Origin of the sequence: Polaribacter ponticola, assembly GCF_026191475.2 — a bacterium.
GTDB classification, from domain to species: domain Bacteria; phylum Bacteroidota; class Bacteroidia; order Flavobacteriales; family Flavobacteriaceae; genus Polaribacter; species Polaribacter ponticola.
Genome location: NZ_JAOSLC020000003.1, coordinates 1331526 through 1351666, shown reverse-complemented (window position 1 = coordinate 1351666; position 20141 = coordinate 1331526). Strand labels below are relative to the sequence as shown.

Sequence of the window (20141 nt, the reverse complement as noted above, 5' to 3'; positions counted from 1 at the left end):
TTAGATAAAAAATCTATATTTATCTATTTTGGTTGGTAAATTTTCTATGTTGAATTAATTTTGTTTGATAAACCAGAACCAATTATGAAATTCAAACCAGCGAATAAAATTCAAGATTTACAATATTTCGGAGAATTTGGAGGTGTAAATCCATCAATTTCAGATTCATCAACATATACCTTTATTTCAGCAAAAACAATGGCAGATACTTTTGAAGGTAATACAGATGGGTGTCATTTATATTCACGTCATACAACACCTAGTAATTTGTATTTAGGAGAAGCTTTAGCAGCAATGGAAGGTACAGAAACAGCAAATGTTTCTGCTTCTGGAATGGGCGCTATTACACCTGTTTTATTACAGTTGGTAGGAGCAGGAGAGCACATTGTTTCTAGTAGAACAATTTATGGTGGAACTTATGCTTTTTTAAAGAATTTTACACCAAGGTTGGGTATAGAAACTACATTCGTAGATATTACCAGATTAGATGTTGTAGAAGCTTCAATTACAGAAAACACCAAAGTTATTTATTGTGAATCTGTGAGTAATCCGCTTTTAGAAGTGGCAGATATTGCTGGTTTATCCGATTTAGCGAAAAAGTATAATTTAAAATTAGTGGTTGATAATACGTTTTCTCCTTTGTCAATATCTCCTATAAAATTAGGCGCAGATGTTGTTATTCATAGTTTAACTAAATTTATTAATGGGTCTTCAGATACTGTTGGAGGTGTTGTTTGTGGTACTCAAGAATTTATAAATGATTTAAGAAATGTAAATAGTGGAGCAAGTATGTTGTTAGGATCTACAATGGATTCTTTAAGGGCTTCATCTGTTCTAAAAAACATGAGAACATTGCATCTTAGAATGAAACAGCACAGTTTTAATGCTGCTTTTTTAGCTGATAAATTTGAAGCAGATGGACTAAAAACAGTGTATCCTGGTTTGGAATCTCATCCTTCTCATCAACTTTTTAAAAGTATGATGAATACCGAATATGGTTTCGGTGGCATGTTAACAATCGATACAGGTTCTTTAGAGAAAGCAAATGCTTTAATGGAGTTAATGCAAGAAAAGAACTTAGGTTATTTAGCAGTAAGTTTAGGTTTTTATAAAACATTATTTTCTGCTCCAGGAAGTTCTACATCTTCAGAAATACCAGAAGAAGAGCAAAAAGAAATGGGGTTATCTAATGGTTTAATTCGTTTTTCTATTGGTTTAGATAATGATATTGCGAGAACTTATGAGATTATGAAATCTTGTATGAAAGAAGTTGGAGTCTTATAAATAGCTTTTATGAACGAAGTAATTGCATTTGGTATATTATCATTTACGTCTTTTTTTACGTTGATAAACCCTTTTGGTACAATGCCAATTTTTATGACTATGACATCTGAATTAGATAATATTCATAGAACTAGAACGGCTCAAAAAGCATCAATAGTAAGTTTTTTTACAATAATAATTTTCGCTTTTTCTGGACAAGTATTGTTTAATTTCTTTGGAATTTCTGTTAATAGTTTTAGAGTTGTTGGTGGTGTTATATTCTTTTTAATGGGAATGGATATGTTACAAGCTAGATTGGGTAAGGTAAAATTAAAAGAATCAGAAATAAAAACCTATGTAAATGATATTTCTGTTACTCCATTAGCAATTCCAATGATTTGTGGACCTGGAGCTCTAACAAATGCTATTGTAATGATGGAAGATGCTGATTCGTTAGAAAAAAAGGCGATCTTAATTTTTGCCGCGTTTGTGGTCATTTTATTAACATACTTAATTCTTTATAGTTCATCTAAAATCATAAAGTTATTAGGTCAGACAGGTATAAATGTTATGATGCGTTTAATGGGTTTAATTGTAATGGTTATTGCTGTTGAGTTTTTTTAGCGGTTTAAAACCAATTGTTTTAGATATATTAAGTAATATTAATTAAATACCTTTTAAACGCTCAATAAATTTAGAAAAATCATCTTTATTTGGAGGCGAACCATCAAAAGGTAAAATATCCCACACTTGGTTTTTATTAAAAATTGTGAAATTAAAAACAGAAGTTTTTACATCTTCTGGATTTAGCATTGGGTATCTTAAATCTACATATTTATAAGTACCCACTTTTTCTTTTTTTGAGAGATTGTAATAGTTATTACTAAACCAAGTTAAAGTTTCTAAGTTTGTGTCTGTCATATCGATTAAATCATGCTTTTTTTCGATTGTCAAAATTTTTTCTGCAACAGAACTTTTATCAAGTAAAGAATAAAAAGTTAAATGGTAATTTTTGTCCGTTTCTGCAACAGAATACCATAATATATTATTTAAAATTGTGGGTTGAGCAGAAAACCTTTGATAATTAATACCTGCTTTTTTAAATGATTTTTTAAAAATGGAGTCAATATAAAATTTATTAATGATAGTAAAAAGCATATAAATAGAACTAATGTAAATGCCAACTTTTAACCACCAAGATCTTCGAGCCCTTTTTCTATTAAAAAACATTAAAATGATTATGCAAATTAAAAAAGGAATGGTATACATTGGGTCTGCAACAGAAATGTTATTAAAAGCAACCCTGTAATTAGAAAAAGGTGCAAATAATTGTGTTCCGTATGGTGTAAAGCAATCTAAAATCGGGTGGGTAAAAATGGACCAAAAGAATAACGTAATCCAACTTTTTAAAGTGGTTGTGTGTTTTCTTTTTCCAGCGTTATAAAGTTTAAAAGTAATCCATCCAAATACAAAACAACTTAAAACTGCAAATAAAATAGAATGCATAAAACCTCTATGAAAAGCCATAGCTTGTATTTCATTATTGTATAGCATTTTTCCTATAAAAACATCTAAATCAGGAATTGTTCCTCCAATTGCACCAAATAAAAGAGCTTTGTTTCCTATCTTTTTTCCAAGAATAGCTTCTCCGCAAGCAGCACCTAAAACAATTTGAGTTAATGAGTCCATAAAGCAAAAATAAGCCAACCAATTTGATTTGCATAACATTATGTAAAATCGTAACATTACAGAACCAAAATTTATAGAATGCAAGACGATAAAAATCTATCAGAAATTAACATTGAAGATCAAAAAATCATTGAAAATAAAGAGTTGAATATTTGGGAGGCAATGTTTCCTGTTTTAGCTTTAGTAGCAATGTTGGCATATAATGTTTTTGTTTTTGGAGATGATGCTTTAAGTGGAAGTAATCAGTTTGTGTTACTGTTAGGTGGTGCAGTTGCAGCAATTGTAGGATTTAGAAATAAAGTTTCTTACAAAACGATGATTGAGGAAGTAGCAGAAAACATAAAGTCTACAGCTGGCGCAATTTTAATTTTATTAATGGTAGGTGCTTTAGCTGGTACTTGGTTAATTAGTGGTATTATACCCTCAATGATTTATTATGGTTTGCAGGTACTAAATCCTACAATATTTTTAGCAGCATGTTTAATAATTTGTGCTGTAATTTCTATAGCTACAGGTAGTTCTTGGACTACTTCAGCTACTGTAGGTATTGCATTAATAGGTATTGGAGAGGCATTAGGTATTTCTTTAGGTATGACAGCAGGTGCAGTTTTATCTGGTGCATATTTTGGAGATAAAATGTCGCCAATGTCAGACACTACAAATTTAGCACCTGCAATGGCGGGTACAGATTTATTTACCCACATAAAATATATGGCATTTACAACCATACCAACAGTAGTAATTACTTTAATTATTTTTTTAATTTTAGGTTTTACAATTAATACTTCTGGTGAAGCAGATACTAATGTTTTACTTATAGATATAAATAAAGCGTTTAATATAACCCCATGGTTATTTATAGTTCCTGTTGTTGTAATCGTTTTAATAGTTAAAAAAACTCCACCTTTAGCAGCTTTATTGGCAGGTACTATTTTAGGAGCAATTTTCGCTTTAATTTTTCAGCCAGAAGTTGTTGCTCAAGTAGCTGGAGTAGATAGTTTAGATTTTTCTTCTGGTTATAAAGGTATTTTACAAGCCATAACAGTAGAAACTTCTGTTGCTACAGAAAATGAAGCATTAGCAGATTTATTTACAGCAGGCGGAATGTCTAAAATGTTAGGTACAATTTGGTTAATTTTATGTGCCATGGTTTTTGGAGGTATAATGGATGCAATTGGAGCTTTAGCTAGAATTAGTTCTTTTATGTTAAGTTTATTCGATTCTGTTTTTGGTTTATTCGCAAGCACTGTTTTTACATGTATAGGTTTAAACTTTACGGCTTCAGATCAATATTTGGCAATTGTAGTTCCAGGTAAAATGTATGCAAAAGCTTTTAAAGATAAAGGTTTGGCGCCAGAAAATTTAAGTAGAACTTTAGAAGATTCGGGTACAGTAACTTCTGTGTTAATACCTTGGAATACTTGTGGAGCTTACCATTCTGGAGTTTTAGGAGTTTCTGTTTTTGATTATGCTCTCTATGCAATCTTTAATTGGTTAAGTCCTTTTATGACCTTAATTTTTGCAGCTTTTAAAATTAAAATTAAAGAATTAGCTACAAAATAATATGATAAAGATTGCTGAAATTTCTGACGCAAAAAGACTTACTAAAATAGCTTTAAAATCGAAATCATTTTGGGGTTATACAAATGATATTTTAGAAAGTTGGGTAGAAGACTTAACAGTTTCTGAACGTATTATTGAAGAAATGATTGTTTATAAGTTTATTTCTGATGATAAAATAATAGGCTTTTATATTTTAAATCAACCAGAATTAAGAGTTGTTGAATTAGAATTTTTATTTGTATTACCAGTTTTTATAGGTAAAGGAATTGGAAATCAACTAATACAACATGCTTTTCAAAAAGCGAAAGATTTAGGATGTAATAAAATAACATTATTAGCAGATCCTAATGCAGTTACTTTTTATGGCTCTAAAGGATTTGAAATTATTGATAAAAAAGAAAGTTCTATTGCTGGTCGTTTTTTACCAATAATGCAAAAAGATTTATCAGTATAGAAATCAATAATAAAAACCAAGGAGAACCGTGTAATAATACATCAAAACAGTCTCCAGAATTCATTCCGTTTTCAGTTGAAAAAGCATTTCCTCCAATAATCCACTTTATTTTTCCAAAAATATGAGGAGGATTAAAAGGAGCTAAACCTAGAGTTAAACTAGCAATTAAAAAAAGTTTCCAGTTGTTTTTAAGTTGATTTTTCATTTTAAAATTAAGATTGTTTTTTTAAATTAACTTAAAACATAGTTTATAATAAGTTTTTTTAGACTTATATAAACCAATTCCAAACTAAACCAAAACGGACTGTAAAGTCTCTATAAGGGTAGTTAGGAGCAGAAAAATAATTTTTTTAGTAAAGCTCGATGTTACGTTATCTACCTTTAAATATAAGCGTGTTCTACGAACTTGGGCGTTAAAAAACACATCTACAGTAGGAAAACCAATTTCTTCATCATTTTGAAGTGTGAATTCAGCTAATAAAGGATTATAAGCATTTGCTTTGTATTTTGTGAAATATTTAAAAGTAGCACCAATATTTACTAACATAGGTTTTCCTTTAAACCAATAATCTGTATAATAAAGTGTATTTCTAGTTACAATTTCTGGTACTCTAAAAACAGAACTTCCACTACTAACGTTTTGATACATAACAGTGTTATCTAATCCAAATTTTTTGTATTTAAACTCCCTATTAGCTTTTACTTTTAAATAAGTAATTTGATTTGTAAACTGTTGCGGAGCATTGTTCTCATCAAAATACGTGTAATTATCTATATTGGTAAAGTTAAGACCAGCATTAATCCATTTAGAGTTAAAAATAAAACCTAAATCTCTAGTGTTTACATTACTAAAATTATTATCCCAATTGTAATCATCGTATGAGCTTTGATGTAATAATGTGTTAAAATTAGATGATTTAGAGCTAATTAATAAGCTTCCTTTAAATGTAAAAAGACTGTCTTTTTTATAAGCAGCTTCACCTTTTAAGTAGTTTCCAGCCAACCTACCAGATCCTGGAGTAATTGAAGCATCAGCATTTAAATAAAAGTTTTTAATTCTAGCTTTCCAATCTGCTCCAATAGAAAATGCATTACCTTCTAGTTTTAGCTTTTTTATTGTGCTGTTACTATTTAAAATAGTATCATATCCATAAGAATAATTTGTGTAATTTACTTTTGCTTTAAATTTTCCTAAAACGTATTTAGAATTAAATTCTAAGTTGAACTCGTTATTTGTTATTTTGCTTGTGGCTTCTGTATTTTTTGCATTTGTTGAGTTAATATTTCCAAATATTGCTGTTGTAGCAGTAGCTTGAGTAAAACTATAACTTTTGCTTTCGTTTGTAAAAATATGACCAATTTTTAAGTTGCTAAAGTCTTTGTTGTGTATTGAGTCTTTATTGGAAATTAATTTAAAACTGTGGTCGAAATAAACTCTACTACCATCAAATTGGTTTTCTGCATCAGTTAAATTAACGTCTAATCTTGCTCTGTTCTCAAAGTCTGGCGCTTCAGAAACAAAATTTTCTAAAGCTCCTGCAGTTAATCCACCACTTTCTTCATTAAAAAAATCTTGACTTGTAATATGGGCTCTTACTTCATATTGATTTTCTTGGGTTCTATAATGAAATGTACCTCTAAAATTACCATTACTAGCTATAGATTGCCTATATGCACCTAAAGATCTTAAGCCTTTATAAGATAACGAAACATTAAGCCTTTTTGAAAAATTTAAGGTAAACAAAGCATCTAAAACCTGCCCTTGTTGTAAGCCTGTTCTATATAGTATTTCGGAAGTAGGAGTAGGAACTTCATAATATTTTATATCTTCAATATCTAAATAACTAAATTGTTTACTAGTAAAACCAATATCTGGAAATTGTTTAATATTGTTAAAATTATAACCTAAATTATTAAAAGTCTGCCCTTGATTATGAAATGCAAGAAGTTCGAAATTGTCTCTTCTTAAATAATTAAATTTATACTCTTTCTGAATTGTTAAAGTAGTGTCTATATAAGTAGTATCTCTTTTATGTGAAAAAACTTTATAGTCTGTATATTTAGTTTTTCCAGAAAGTAACACTTTTGTTTCACCAGAAATAATAGAATCGTTTGGAGAAAGGTTAAATGTATTAGATTGGTTTTTAGTACTCTTAAACTCAGTTTTAATTTCTCTTATTTGCGAATAAGTATTATTAAGCCAAGTTAAAATAAATAATAAGAGGAAAAAATGTCGTTTATTCATCATAAGTTCTACAGTAGCAAATGTAAAATAATAAAACGAAAATATTTGTTAATAATTATGATGAAATCTGTTAATTTGTAAAATGTTGAAATCAAACTTTAGTGGGTTTTCTTTTGAAGCTGGTACAGATGAGGCAGGAAGAGGTTGTTTATCTGGTCCTGTAGTTGCCGCAGCAGTAATTTTACCTAAAAATTTTACACACCCTTTTTTAAATGATTCCAAGCAATTATCAGAAAAAAAAGAGAAGAGTTAAGACCATTTATAGAGGAGAATGCTATTGCTTTTGGAGTTTCTTTTGTTTGGCAAGAAGAAGTGGATAAAATTAATGTTTTACAAGCTTCAATAACTGGAATGCATAGAGCAATAGATGCTTTAAAAATTACACCAAAATTTATAATCATAGACGGAAATAAATTTAGAAAATATAATGAGATTCCGTATGAAACAATTGTAAAAGGAGATGCTAAATATTTAAGTATTGCCGCCGCATCTGTATTAGCAAAAACGTATAGAGACGAGTATATGGCAAAAATTCATCTTGAATTTCCCATGTATAATTGGGCTAAAAACAAAGGATATCCTACTAAAGAACATAGGAATGCTATTAGAGAATTTGGAGCAACTAAATACCATAGAAAAACATTTAAATTATTGCCAGAACAGACAAAGCTAAAGTTGTAAATTGTTTTTTATAAGCTATTACCCGCTTTTCATTATGTTTTTTTCTAAAAAAGAAAAAAGGATGTCATTTTAAATGCGTAGCATTCAACGATTCAAAAAAAATATAAGAGCAGAGTTAATTAAGGTTAAACTTGTTTATAAACTTTCAAGAATAATATCAAATAAGTTAAAAATTCAACTATTTTTACGCTCCAAAATTATAAGTGATGATAAAAAAACTAGAGCAGAAATTACTAAATGTATACTTCATAAAGTAGCCAATAAATTTAACAGTGGTAGCAATGTTTTTTCTGAAGATTTAATTCGTTTCGACCAAGAAAGTTACGATTTAATGAAAGGATTTTTATTAAAACCGTTTGGATCTTTAACGCAAAGTTATCGCTTTACTAATCATGAAGATGTTCGTTTAAATGAGTTAAATAAGTTTGCAAAAGAAGTTTTTAAAGATGAAGAAAGTTTTGTAGAATATTCTAAAAGCATAGTAAATCATTTATTTGAACAATCTAATTCAGCTCAAATAAAAACAGGAGATGTACTGGTTGTTTTTATAGAAGGATTAGAATATAAAGATGTTTTAACAGAAGCTATTGGAATCTTTAAAATAGAGAATAAAGTAGATTTTTTTCAAACTTATTTAGATGATAATGAGAGTTTTGATATTGTAGTTCAAAAAGGAATTTCTACTAAAAGGATAGACAAAGGTTGTTTGGTTTTAAATACCTCTGATGAAGAAGGAACCGTTGTTTTTTCTGTAGATAATAATAATTATGATGCACAATATTGGGTTAAAAACTTCTTGTCTGTTAAATTAGCAGATGATTATAATTCTCATACACAAAACTATTTGGAAATGTGTAAGGAGTTTTCTGAAGAAATTATTAAACCTGAGTTAGGAATGCACGAACAAGGTAATTTTCTAGCTAACACAGTAGATTATTTTAAAGAAAATGAGTCTGTAGATTATGCTACTTTTAAAGATGAGGTTTTTGAAGAAGATAAGCATAAAGAGCAATTTGATGAATATAAAAAACATTTCGAAAACCTAAATGATGTTTTAGTAAGAAATAATTTTGATGTTTCTGGTGTAGTTTTAAAGAAAGAAAAAAACAAGCTTAAAACTGAAATTAAATTAGATACAAATATTAGTATTAAATTAGATGTTGATGCTCCTGAAGCGGCCTCAGAATATTTAGAAAGAGGTTATGATGAAGAGAAGAAAATGAAATACTATAAAGTATATTTTAACGAAGAAAAATAACTTTTTAAAAGCATAAAAAAATCCTGTTTTAGCAGGATTTTTTCATGAAATAATAAATTCTTCTACCTCGAAAAGAGTTTTAATGTGCTTTAGTATTTTTGCTTTGACGCCTTCGATTTCTACTTTTTTACCAAGTTCAACTTCCATGGAGGTAACTGCTTTTCCTCTAATTCCACAAGGTATAATATTATCGAAATAGCCAAGGTTAACATTTGCATTTAAAGCAAAGCCATGCATAGTTACCCAGCGAGAAGAACGAATTCCCATAGCACATATTTTACGAGCAAAGGGTGTTCCAACATCTAGCCAAACCCCAGTTTCTCCTTCGCTTCTGGTACCTTTTAAGCCATATTCGGCAATCGTTAAAATTATAGCTTCTTCTAAGAATCGTAAATATTTATGAATATCAGTAAAAAAATTCTCTAAATCTAGAATTGGGTAACCTACAATTTGCCCAGGACCATGATACGTAATATCACCACCTCTATTTATTTTATAAAATGTAGCTCCTTTTTCTTTTAATTGATTTTCATTTAATAGTAAATTACTCATATCGCCACTTTTACCAAGCGTATACACGTGAGGATGTTCTACAAACAAGAAGTGATTAGGAGTACTATTGTTATTGTTGTTTCTTCTATTGTCAATTTTAATATCAACAATTTGCTGTAATAATTCAGATTGATAATCCCAAGTTTTTTTGTAATCTTTTACAGATAAATCTGTTAAATGTATTTTTCTATTCATAATCTATAATAACAAAGGTAATTATTTCATTATATTTGAGGATTACAATTATTATTTAAATATTCGATTATGAAAATAAAATTTACTTTTTTATTGGTTTTTACTGCACTATTTCTAAGTGTAAAAGACTCAACAGCTCAAGAAAAATGGAGAAAGTTAGATAAAACTAAGACTTTACTTAAGGAAAATGATATTTATAAGAAGAAAAACTTCCCTTCTAATTATGAATTAATGTCTTTAGAACTTACTGAATTTAAGGAAAGTTTAGTGCTAAGAGCTAAAGGACAAGAAAAAATAATTGAACTCCCAAATGCAGAGGGTAAACTTTCAAAATTTAATTTAAAAGAATCATCAAATCTAGCACCAAAATTAGCAGCAATGTTTCCATCAATAAAATCTTATACAGCACAAGGTATAGATGACCCAACTGCTGTTGCAAAAATTAGTATAGGAACAGATGGTTTTCATGCGGTTGTTTTTTCAGGTAAAGAATCTACCTTATATATAGACCCATATTCTAAAAGGAAACAAGAATATATAGTTTATAATAGAACAAGTTTAAGCAAAGAAGATAGAGAATTTGAATGTTTATTAGAAGAAGCTTCATCTAAAGAGCTTCAATTGAGTAGTAGCGCAAAGAAAACTAATGACGGAAAGTTAAGAACTTTTAGATTAGCTTTAGTTTGTAGTGCAGAATATGCCCAGTTTCATTTAACTAGACAAAACGTAGATGATGCTGCATCTGATGAAGTAAAGAAAACAGCAGTTTTATCTGCAATGAATACTTCAATGACTAGAATTAACGGTGTATTTGAAAGAGATTTAGCTGTTAAAATGGAAATAGTTAATGACAACGATAAAGTAATTTTCTTTAATGCATTTTTTGATAATATATCTGATGGAAATGCTCAAACAATGATTAATCAAGTTCAAACTATCTGTGATGATAAAATAGGAAATGATAATTATGATATTGGACATATATTTAGTATTGGTGGTGATGGTTTAGCTGGTTTAGGGGTTGTTTGTATAGATGGTTCAAAAGCAAGAGGTGTAACGGGTATTGCTTCACCAGTTGGAGACCCATATGATATTGATTATGTTGCGCATGAAATGGGGCATCAATTTGGAGCTACTCATACGCAAAATAATGATTGTAATAGAACGGCTTCAACTGCTGTAGAACCTGGAAGTGGTTCTACAATAATGGGATATGCAGGTATTTGTAGCCCTAATGTTTTAGGGGTTGGACCTTCTACTGGTAATAGTGACGATTATTTTCATGCAGTAAATATTTCGCAAATGCTGTCTACTATAGAATCTTCTGCAAACTGTGGAGTTGAAACAGATACTAATAATACTGCTCCAGTTGCAATAGCTGGTGCTGATTATATAATTCCAAAATCGACTCCTTTTGTTTTAAAAGGTAATGGAACAGACGTAGACGGTAAAGAAAGTTTAACATATAACTGGGAACAAATAGATCCTGAGAATGCTACTATGCCTCCAGCTTCAACAAGTTTTAGAGGGCCTGCGTTTAGGTCTTTGCCATCTTCAGTTTCTCCAAATAGGTATATGCCAGCTATTGCTACTGTTCTTGCTGGTAATACAGCTACAGAATGGGAAGTTTTACCATCTACAGCAAGATCTATGAATTTTTCATTATTAGTAAGAGATAACCATGCAGGAGGAGGAAGTACTGCTAGAGATGATATGAAAATTACAGTTACAAATGCAGAAGCATTTACAGTGTCATCACCTAGTACTGCTGTTACATGGGATACGGGTTCTACTCAAACCATTACTTGGGAAAAAGGAACAACTGATGCTGCACCAATAAACTGTACATTGGTAAATATTAAATTATCTTTAGATGGTGGTTTAACTTATCCGATTATGGTAAAAGAAAATACTGCAAATGATGGTTCTGAAGATATTGTTATACCAGATAATGGTACAACATCTGCTAGAATTATGGTTGAAGCTGTAGATAATATTTTTTATAATGTAAATGCAGTAAATTTCACGATTAACTCTACAACACCAACTTATATTATTAGTACATCTAATCAAACAATGTCTGCATGTAATACAGGAAGTTCTTCAGTTGATTATGATTTAAATTTTGATTTTGTAAATGGTTTTTCTGAATCTGTTACTCTATCTTCAACTGGGCAACCAGCAGGCTCTTCAGTATCATTTAGCCCTGCAACTATTAATGCAGATGGTAATGTTACTATGACAATCTCTAATTTTGATGGTGCAACACCACAATTATATACGATTAATGTTGCCGGAAGTTCAAGTGTGAATCAAAATATTGCTGTAAACTTAAATGTTACTACACAAACTTTTGTGGCTTCTACTTTAACTTCCCCAGCACATGACGCTACAGATGTTGGGTTAACAGAGGTTTTAATGTGGGATGCAGATTCAAATGCATCATCTTACGATGTTCAAATAGCTTCAGATAGTGGGTTTTCTACTATTGTTTCTAGTGGAAATGTAATGACAAATTCATATGTATCTACTAATTTAGCTGGTGAAACAATTTATTATTGGAGGATAAAACCAAAAAATAGTTGTGGAGAAGGAGTTTATTCTTCTGTATATAGTTTTACTACGTTAAAACCTTCTTATTGTGCTTCTAATTTTACTAGTGAAGCAGATCATATTACAAACGTTACTTTTAATACAATTAATAACGATTCTGGTAACGATATGGTAGATGGTTATGAAGATTATACAGCTATGAGTACGATTGTAAAAAGAGGAGAAACACATCAAGTAAGTGTTACTTTTGATACAGATGGTTATCAAGATAATTGTACTGTATTTATAGATTGGAACAATGATTATGTTTTTGATACAGCTACAGAAATGTATGATTTAGGAACAGGATTAGATGATTTAAGTACATTAACATTTGATGTTTTTGTGCCAAATGATGCTAAAATAGGGGAAACAAGAATGAGAGTTGTTGTAGAATATACTGGAACTTCATCACCACATGGAGTAGGAGCTTGTGATAGTGATCACGCATCTGAATTTGGTGAAACTGAAGATTATACTATTGTGGTAGATAATACGGCTTCTTTAAAAGATATAGCATTTAGTGGATTTAATATATACCCAAATCCAACTAAAGGAGCATTTACATTAAATTTAGAATTGGTTAATACAGATAAATTAACTGTTCAGTTATTTGATATTAGAGGAAGAATGATTGGTGAAAAAGAATATACAAATATGGTTACTAATTTCTCTAAAAAAGTGCTTTTCGAGAATACCGTTGCGGGTTTATATCTGGTTAAAATAATTAATGGAAATAAACAGACAACTAGAAAACTGATTATAAAATAAAAACTTGCATAGCCGTTTAAAAACTAAAAAAAGCCTCATCAATTTTATTGATGAGGCTTTTTTTAGTTCTTATATTTTAACCTAAAAAAGGATACTTATAGTCTGTTGGTGTTACAAATGTTTCTTTTATTAAACGAACAGATGTCCATCTTAATAAGTTTTGAGCAGAACCAGCTTTGTCATTTGTTCCAGATGCTCTTGCTCCTCCAAATGGTTGCTGACCTACAACGGCACCAGTTGGTTTGTCGTTAACATAAAAGTTACCTGCAGCGTTTTCTAGTGCTTTAGATGCTTTTTCTACAATGTATCTGTCTGTAGATAAAACGGCTCCGGTTAATGCATATTCTGTAGATTCATCCACTAGTTTTAAAGAAGCTTCCCATTCTGAATCTTCGTATAAATAGATAGTCATAACAGGTCCAAATAACTCAGTTGTCATGGTTGCAAATGTTGGCGATTTTGCTAAAATTACTGTTGGTTCAATAAAGTAACCTACAGATTTATCGTAATTACCGCCAATAATAACTTCGGCATCTTTGTCTGCTTTTGCAAGATCAATATATTTTGCAATTTTATCGAAAGAACCTTCGTGTATTACTGCATTAACAAAATTAGAAGGATCTTCTGGAGAACCCATTTTTAATTCATTTGTTTGTGTAACTAGGTGTTTCTTTACGTCTTCCCAAATTGAAGTAGGAATGTAAGCGCGTGAAGCTGCAGAACATTTTTGACCTTGATATTCAAATGCACCTCTTGTAATTGCGGTTGCAATTTGTAAAGGATTTGCAGAGTTGTGTGCCCAGATAAAATCTTTTCCACCAGTTTCTCCTACAATTCTTGGGTACGTTTTGTATGTGTGAATGTTGTTACCAATTTGTTTCCATAATTCTTTAAATACAAATGTAGAACCTGTAAAGTGTAATCCAGAGAAATCTGCATGTGATAAAACAGTGTCAGAAATCATAACTGGATCTCCATAAACAACGTTTATTACACCGTCTGGTAAACCTGCTTCTTTAAATAAATCTACAATTACTTGTGCAGAATATGCTTGATGATCAGACGGTTTCCAAACAACAACATTACCCATTAATGCTGCTGATGCAGGTAAATTTGCGGCAATAGATGTAAAGTTAAATGGAGAAATTGCATATACAAATCCTTCTAATGGTCTGTACTCAACTCTGTTCCAAATTCCTGGTGCAGATGCTGGTTGATCTTTAAAAATATCCGTCATGTATTGTACATTAAAACGGAAGAAATCTATCATTTCACAAGCAGCATCAATTTCTGCTTGGTGTACGTTTTTAGATTGTGCAATCATTGTTGCAGCATTCATTTTTGCTCTATAAGGTCCTGCTAATAATTCTGCAGCTTTTAAGAAAATTGAAGCTCTTTCCATCCAAGAAACAGAAGACCAAGCTTCTCTTGCAGCCAAAGCAGTCGAAATTGCAGTGTCTACATGAGATTTATCTGCTGTGTGATATTGTCCTACAACATGTTTGTGGTCGTGTGGTGGAGTTATGTTTTTAGTGTTTCCTGTTCTAACTTCTTCGCCATTAATGTGCATAGGCACATCAATATTGCTGTTAAACATTGTTTTGTAGGTAGCTAATAATTCTTCTCTTTCTGGAGAACCAGGAGCATACCCTTTAACAGGCTCATTTACTGCTTTTGGAACATTAAAAAATCCTCTTGCCATATTGTATAATTTTAAGTTTTTAATCGACTAATTTTTAAAGCTGCAAAGTTACAATTTTTGTTTCAATAAATTTATTGCATATTTGAGCTCATTAATTGCTAAAAGCTTTAAAATAGCAGTAAAATATAAAAAATATCTTAATTAAGTAGAAGTAAATATGTGTACACTAACCTATCTTCCTTTGGAAAATAATAATTTTATTTTAACTTCTAGTAGAGATGAAAGTCCAATGAGGAAAACGAAGCCTCCAAAATCTTATGTTGAAAATGGTGTTGAGTTAACCTATCCAAAGGATGAATTAGCTGGCGGAACTTGGATTGGAGCAAGTGAAAAAAATAGACTTGTTTGTTTGTTAAACGGGGGTTTTAAAAATCATGTTAGAAATACTTATTATAAATTAAGTAGAGGTATTATAGTGAAAAATATACTTTCTTCTGAAAATGCAATAGATTATATTAATGATTTTAACTTTGATGAGATTGAACCATTTACATTAGTTTTATTAGATTACTCTAATGAATTATATGCTTATGAGTTAGTTTGGGATGGCGAACAAAAGTATTTTACAAAACTAAATAAAGAGCCTAAAATATGGTCTTCTTCCTCTTTGTATACAGAAGAAATGAAGCAATGTCGTAAAAATTGGTTTTCAGATTGGTTACTTAAAAACAATGACTTTAGTCAAGAGGAGATTTTGAAATTTCATAAAAATGAAACTTTAGGAGATGCAGGCGTTTCTATTAAAATGAAACGGTCGTATGTTGAAACTGTAAGTATTACATCAATTAAAAAAGAAAACTCTAAAATTGATATTCTATATACTAATGTATTAGAAGGTGAGACTAATACATTGCAAATGAAATTAGAAAAACAAAAATTACACCAATAGTTGCTACTATAGAATAGCTTAAGTTTAGTAACAAAAATTTAATAAAGGTTTTAAAATAACCTTGTTTATAGAATTTTTTCATAGCTATTATTAGATATAATAAAAAGAGTAAAGTAAAAATCCATAGTTGTGGGTTTAGATTACATATTTCTAAAATATAAAATATAGAAAATAGCATAAAGAAAACTGTTTGAATGTGAAAAACAAAAATCAAGTGATCTACATAAGTAAATCTACTTCTGATATAAAAAAACTTTAAAAACAAAGTAAAGAAAGGTAGAAGAATAAAAAGAGAAACGGATGCATACGATAAAATTTGGCTATAAAACTGTTCTCTATTGTCTTTGTTTTTAGTAAATGAGTTTGCTGTTTTTGCTCTTGTGTATAAGAATCTATTGGTAAAATTCTTATCATAATTTAAAGAATCTAAAGCTACATCAATCTTAGAGTCTGGGTGTTTTTTTTGAAATTTGATAAATTTATCTAACCTAGTAATTCCTCCAAAATTTAAATTTAAATCGTCATTATTTGTTTTTGTAGTGTCTTTGGCTTCTTTTTCGACCTCCTCTAAAATTTGTTTTCTTGTACTTTCTGGTACAGGAATAACAAAATTTTTCATTTCTTTATCTAAGTTCTGCTTTATAGAATCAATTTTTTCTTCTGTTAAAGTAGCTTTTGTTTTGGTAGCTTCGTTTTTAATAACATCTACGATGTCGTCTTTACTTTCGTTTGTAAGTTCTTCATATTTACTAATAGTTGTAGAGAGTCCTACAAGTAAAAAAAGATAATAGAAACTGTTAAATAAAATCGAAATGGATTTGTGTAGCGTTGCCTTTTTCCATCAATATAATCTCTAGAAACTTTACCAGGGTTTATTAATAAAGGTATAATAGTGTTCCAAAATTTAGCGTCGAAATTAAAAAGGCCGTTAAAAACTTCATGAATAAAATTTCTAAATGTAATTCTATTACCCTTATTTGCTTGACCACAATCTGGACAAAATTTTTCTTGTCCACTAAAAGGATGTCCACAATTTAAACATTCTGAATCCTTTCTTTTAATGACTTTATTTTTCTTTTTGGTTAGTTTGATAATACTAGAGTTGAAAGTTGAAAAGTAGGTATAATTACTTTGAATTTTTGAAAAGTTTCTAAATTTTCCATAGAGTAATAACCTCTCATAGCACCAATATTGGACTCTAAAAAGCATCCAGAACTGTATGAGTAATTGTCATTAGGTTTTAATATTGGTGTTTGTCCAATAACTCCTTCTCCGTTAACAATTTCAGTGTTGTTTAAAGAGTCGAAAATTTCCCACATTCTATGTGTCAATTTTACTGTTTCAGAAGATTTATTCTCAATGGTAATGAAATAAGCAAATACATAGTACAATCTATTATTTCTAAAGCTTGTGCCATTAAATTTAGTTTTAACAGAAATTTTAATCCCTTTAGTTACTTGTTGAATCATTACAGTAAATGTAGTTTTTTTGTTTAAAAACGACAAATCAATTTTTTCTAATTGTTTTGATTAAAAAAACCAGAGCCAATACCAATTACTCGGTCATAAAGTCCACCGAAAGGTTTAAAGTAAACAATTACTGTGTATTGATTTTCTGTTTGGTAAAATGTTCCATTAATTTTATTAGAATTTATGGTCTTATATTTATCAACAGTGGCAAAAGTGTAATTGTAAAAACCTTGTTTAAGTAAAATTTTTCCTTGATAGCTTTTATCTTCAAAATTGTAATAAAGTTTGTTTTCTTCCTCAATTTTAAAGTTATTATAAGCGCCATACACAAATACTTCTTCCTCAATAAAAGGTTCATCTGCATATAGGGTAAAATGCATCATCGCGTAATCTGCCTCTGTTGTAGCAATATTAGCATCTAGAGTTCTAATCACAAATTGTCCATTAATGTCTGGGTTGTATTTATATTGTTTGTTTGGATTGTAGGTTTCTGGATATAAATATTGATGAGAGATGTCTTTCATTTCTATTTTTACAACATTAACACTTTTGTTTCTAATAAATTTACTGTCAAAATTTAAGTATTCATTTCCTCCCCAAAAGTTTGTTTTGTTTCTGTAAGTGTATTTTAACTGATTTTGTTTAAAAAAGGTAGGTTGTATGTTGTTTATTTTTTCGTTCCAATTTTCATTTTTTAATACAACAACATTTACTTCTTGTGATGGATTGTTAATTCTTAAGTTTGGGTGATTTACTGTAAATTCAATAGTTTGTTGTGTGTTAATGGTTTTTGCGTTTCTACTTCTAGATACTGTTACTCCAATTGTAGCAGCTTTTTCATATAGTACAAACTTTCTTGTAAAAACAACTTCATCATCTTCATTTAAGATTGATAAAAGATAATTTCCACTTTTAGTAATTACAGTATTTATATTCGGGATTTCAACCTTATAATGTGTGTAATTTTGAAAAGTATTAAAAGAATTTGTTACTTCTAAAATAGTGCTTTGATCGAACCCGTCTATAAATTGACTAGAAAGTAATCTGCTTCTTTGCCAATCATGAGTCATGTGCTCAATTTTGTATTGGTAATCTTTGCTATCTGCGCCTAAATCATCAAAAGATAATTCTAAAATTGTTCCTAGAGGAACAATTGAAGAAAAATTATTTTCTTGTTTTGGCCTTAATTGAACTGATTTTATTGTTTGACTAAAAGAATTTAGACAAATAGTAAATAGGAATAAAAACGTGAGTTTTTTTAGCATTTAACAAAAATAGTATTCATTTAGTTTATTAATCAAAATTTAAGCCAAAACTTATAATATATTTTTTTCAGACTTAAAATTGTTTAGAACGAATATAAATAATAATTTAAAGTAAATATAACGTTCTAAAAATATTAGAAATAATCCTTAAAAAACGTAAATTTGCATGATTTTTTTAGATAATTAAAATTCCAAATTTACTATGTCAAAAGACATTCGTATTAAAAAAGGCTTAGATATTAAGCTTGTTGGTGCTGCAGAAAAAAAGACTACTAATATTTCTTTAAGTAGTGTTTATGCAGTTAAACCAGAAGATTTTCATGGAATTACACCAAAACTTGTTGCCAAAGAGGGAGCAGAAGTAAAAGCAGGAGATACACTTTTTTATTCAAAAAGTGATGAACGCATTTTATTTCCAAGCCCTGTATCTGGTAAAGTTGTAGAAGTAATTCGTGGAGCAAGAAGAAAAGTATTAGCAGTTAAAATTGCTGCAGATGCAAAACAAGTTCATACAGATTTTGGTGCAAAAGATGCATTAAAAATGTCTGCAGAAGAAGTTAAAAACCACTTGTTAAGTTCAGGTTGTTGGCCATTTGTAAAACAGCGTCCTTATGATGTTGTAGCCAACCCTAACCAAGCGCCAAAAGCAATTTTTGTTTCTGGTTATGCAAGTGCACCTTTAGCTGCAGATTTAGATTATACTTTGGCTGGTAAAGAAGCAGAGTTGCAAGCAGCTATAAATGCTGTTTCTAAATTAACAGAAGGTAAAGTTCATATTTCTGTTAGTGTAAACTCTAATTCTCCATTGGCAAGTTTATCTGGTGTAGAAACTCATAAAGTTTCAGGGCCGCATCCTTCAGGAAATGTAAGTACACAAATTGCAAACATAGATCCAATTAATAAAGGTGAAGTCGTTTGGGTATTAACTCCAGAAGATTTAGTTGTTATTGGTGAATTGCTATTAACAGGTAAGTTTAATGCAACAAGAACAATTGCTTTAACGGGTTCTAAATTTAGTAACCCGCAATACGTAACAGCTATTGCTGGAGCAACTGTTGCAGATGTTACTGCAAATAATTTAGAGAATGATAATACAAGAATAATTAGTGGAAACGTACTTTCTGGAAAGCAAGTAAGTGAAGATGAATTTTTAGGGTATTATGATAATCAAATAACTGCAATTCCTGAAGGGGATGATTATGAGTTATTTGGATGGAATAAGCCAGTTTTTAATAAGGTTTCAACTTCTAGAGCATTTACTTTTTCTTGGTTAACACCAAAGAAAAAATATGATTTAAATACAAATACAAACGGTGAGCACAGAGCATTTGTTGTTACTGGTTCTTATGAAGATGTTTTTCCTTTAGATATTTATCCAATGCAATTATTAAAAGCATGTATGTATAAAGATTTAGATGAAATGGAAGCTTTAGGAGCTTATGAAATTGCACCGGAAGATTTTGCTCTAACAGAATTTATTTGTGTATCAAAACAACCACATCAGAAAATCATTCGTGAAGGGTTAGATTTAATGAGAGAAGAATTAGGATAAG

General features: G+C 29.8%; 16 protein-coding genes and 2 pseudogenes. 9 read left to right on the top strand and 9 right to left on the bottom strand.

What is annotated here, in order from left to right:
• Nucleotides 1–84: 84 nt before the first annotated feature.
• Complete coding sequence (locus N5A56_RS11250; RefSeq protein WP_265725541.1) at nt 85–1284, top strand: aminotransferase class I/II-fold pyridoxal phosphate-dependent enzyme; 1200 nt, start codon at nt 85–87, stop codon at nt 1282–1284.
• A 9-nt stretch (nt 1285–1293) separates the two neighbouring features.
• Nucleotides 1294–1887: a MarC family protein gene (locus tag N5A56_RS11245; RefSeq protein ID WP_274270409.1), complete on the top strand. Its 594-nt coding sequence runs from the start codon at nt 1294–1296 to the stop codon at nt 1885–1887.
• Nucleotides 1888–1929: 42 nt separating this feature from the next.
• Here the strand turns inward: N5A56_RS11245 and N5A56_RS11240 are convergent, their stop codons facing one another.
• The gene (locus tag N5A56_RS11240) at nt 1930–2952 is read right to left on the bottom strand and encodes a metal-dependent hydrolase (protein ID WP_274270408.1); all 1023 of its coding nucleotides are present in this window, start codon (nt 2950–2952) and stop codon (nt 1930–1932) included.
• A 78-nt stretch (nt 2953–3030) separates the two neighbouring features.
• Here N5A56_RS11240 and nhaC point away from each other — a divergent pair, with 78 nt between their 5' ends.
• Together nhaC and N5A56_RS11230 are read left to right on the top strand one after the other, a co-directional pair.
• A complete protein-coding gene (nhaC, locus tag N5A56_RS11235; RefSeq protein WP_265725538.1) occupies nt 3031–4515 on the top strand; it encodes a Na+/H+ antiporter NhaC in 1485 nt (494 codons plus the stop codon).
• 1 nt (nt 4516) lies between these two features.
• Nucleotides 4517–4969, top strand: a complete 453-nt coding sequence (locus tag N5A56_RS11230; RefSeq protein WP_265725537.1) for a GNAT family N-acetyltransferase — start codon at nt 4517–4519, stop codon at nt 4967–4969.
• Here N5A56_RS11230 and N5A56_RS11225 read toward each other — a convergent pair.
• Complete coding sequence (locus N5A56_RS11225) at nt 4920–5174, bottom strand: hypothetical protein (RefSeq protein ID WP_265725536.1); 255 nt, start codon at nt 5172–5174, stop codon at nt 4920–4922. The two genes, N5A56_RS11230 and N5A56_RS11225, sit on opposite strands and share 50 nt — an antisense overlap.
• A 64-nt stretch (nt 5175–5238) precedes the next feature.
• Nucleotides 5239–7214: pseudogene (locus N5A56_RS11220) on the bottom strand (putative porin).
• A gap of 82 nt (nt 7215–7296) precedes the next feature.
• On the opposite strand from N5A56_RS11220, the pseudogene N5A56_RS11215 reads away from it, so the two are divergent.
• Nucleotides 7297–7895 (top strand): annotated as a pseudogene (locus N5A56_RS11215) (ribonuclease HII).
• Nucleotides 7896–7968: 73 nt separating this feature from the next.
• On the top strand, nt 7969–9153 hold the full coding sequence (locus N5A56_RS11210) for a nucleoid-associated protein (RefSeq protein ID WP_265725534.1): 1185 nt from the start codon (nt 7969–7971) through the stop codon (nt 9151–9153).
• A 42-nt stretch (nt 9154–9195) separates the two neighbouring features.
• On the opposite strand, the gene lipB is transcribed toward N5A56_RS11210, so the two are convergent.
• Nucleotides 9196–9900, bottom strand: a complete 705-nt coding sequence (gene lipB / locus N5A56_RS11205; RefSeq protein WP_265725533.1) for a lipoyl(octanoyl) transferase LipB — start codon at nt 9898–9900, stop codon at nt 9196–9198.
• 69 nt (nt 9901–9969) lie between these two features.
• Here lipB and N5A56_RS11200 point away from each other — a divergent pair, with 69 nt between their 5' ends.
• The gene (locus N5A56_RS11200) at nt 9970–13263 is read left to right on the top strand and encodes a reprolysin-like metallopeptidase (protein ID WP_265725532.1); all 3294 of its coding nucleotides are present in this window, start codon (nt 9970–9972) and stop codon (nt 13261–13263) included.
• Nucleotides 13264–13339: 76 nt separating this feature from the next.
• Here the strand turns inward: N5A56_RS11200 and pruA are convergent, their stop codons facing one another.
• Nucleotides 13340–14965, bottom strand: coding sequence for an L-glutamate gamma-semialdehyde dehydrogenase (gene pruA, locus N5A56_RS11195; protein WP_265725531.1), 1626 nt, complete (start codon nt 14963–14965; stop codon nt 13340–13342).
• A 157-nt stretch (nt 14966–15122) separates the two neighbouring features.
• Here pruA and N5A56_RS11190 point away from each other — a divergent pair, with 157 nt between their 5' ends.
• Nucleotides 15123–15854: an NRDE family protein gene (locus tag N5A56_RS11190; RefSeq protein WP_265725530.1), complete on the top strand. Its 732-nt coding sequence runs from the start codon at nt 15123–15125 to the stop codon at nt 15852–15854.
• Here N5A56_RS11190 and N5A56_RS11185 read toward each other — a convergent pair.
• From N5A56_RS11185 to N5A56_RS11175, 4 genes are all read right to left on the bottom strand, one after another.
• On the bottom strand, nt 15808–16473 hold the full coding sequence (locus tag N5A56_RS11185) for a hypothetical protein (protein WP_274270407.1): 666 nt from the start codon (nt 16471–16473) through the stop codon (nt 15808–15810). The genes N5A56_RS11190 and N5A56_RS11185 overlap by 47 nt on opposite strands.
• Before the next feature lie 149 nt (nt 16474–16622).
• Nucleotides 16623–16799, bottom strand: a complete 177-nt coding sequence (locus N5A56_RS17725) for a DUF3667 domain-containing protein (RefSeq protein WP_420793206.1) — start codon at nt 16797–16799, stop codon at nt 16623–16625.
• A gap of 137 nt (nt 16800–16936) precedes the next feature.
• Nucleotides 16937–17323 (bottom strand): Co2+/Mg2+ efflux protein ApaG, encoded by a 387-nt coding sequence (gene apaG, locus N5A56_RS11180; RefSeq protein ID WP_265725529.1) that lies wholly within the window; start codon nt 17321–17323, stop codon nt 16937–16939.
• 47 nt (nt 17324–17370) lie between these two features.
• Nucleotides 17371–18588 (bottom strand): type IX secretion system plug protein, encoded by a 1218-nt coding sequence (locus N5A56_RS11175; RefSeq protein WP_265725528.1) that lies wholly within the window; start codon nt 18586–18588, stop codon nt 17371–17373.
• 202 nt (nt 18589–18790) lie between these two features.
• On the opposite strand from N5A56_RS11175, the gene N5A56_RS11170 reads away from it, so the two are divergent.
• Nucleotides 18791–20140 carry a Na(+)-translocating NADH-quinone reductase subunit A gene (locus N5A56_RS11170; protein WP_265725527.1) on the top strand — a complete coding sequence of 450 codons (1350 nt, stop codon included), beginning with the start codon at nt 18791–18793 and terminating at the stop codon, nt 20138–20140.
• Nucleotide 20141: the final 1 nt, after the last annotated feature.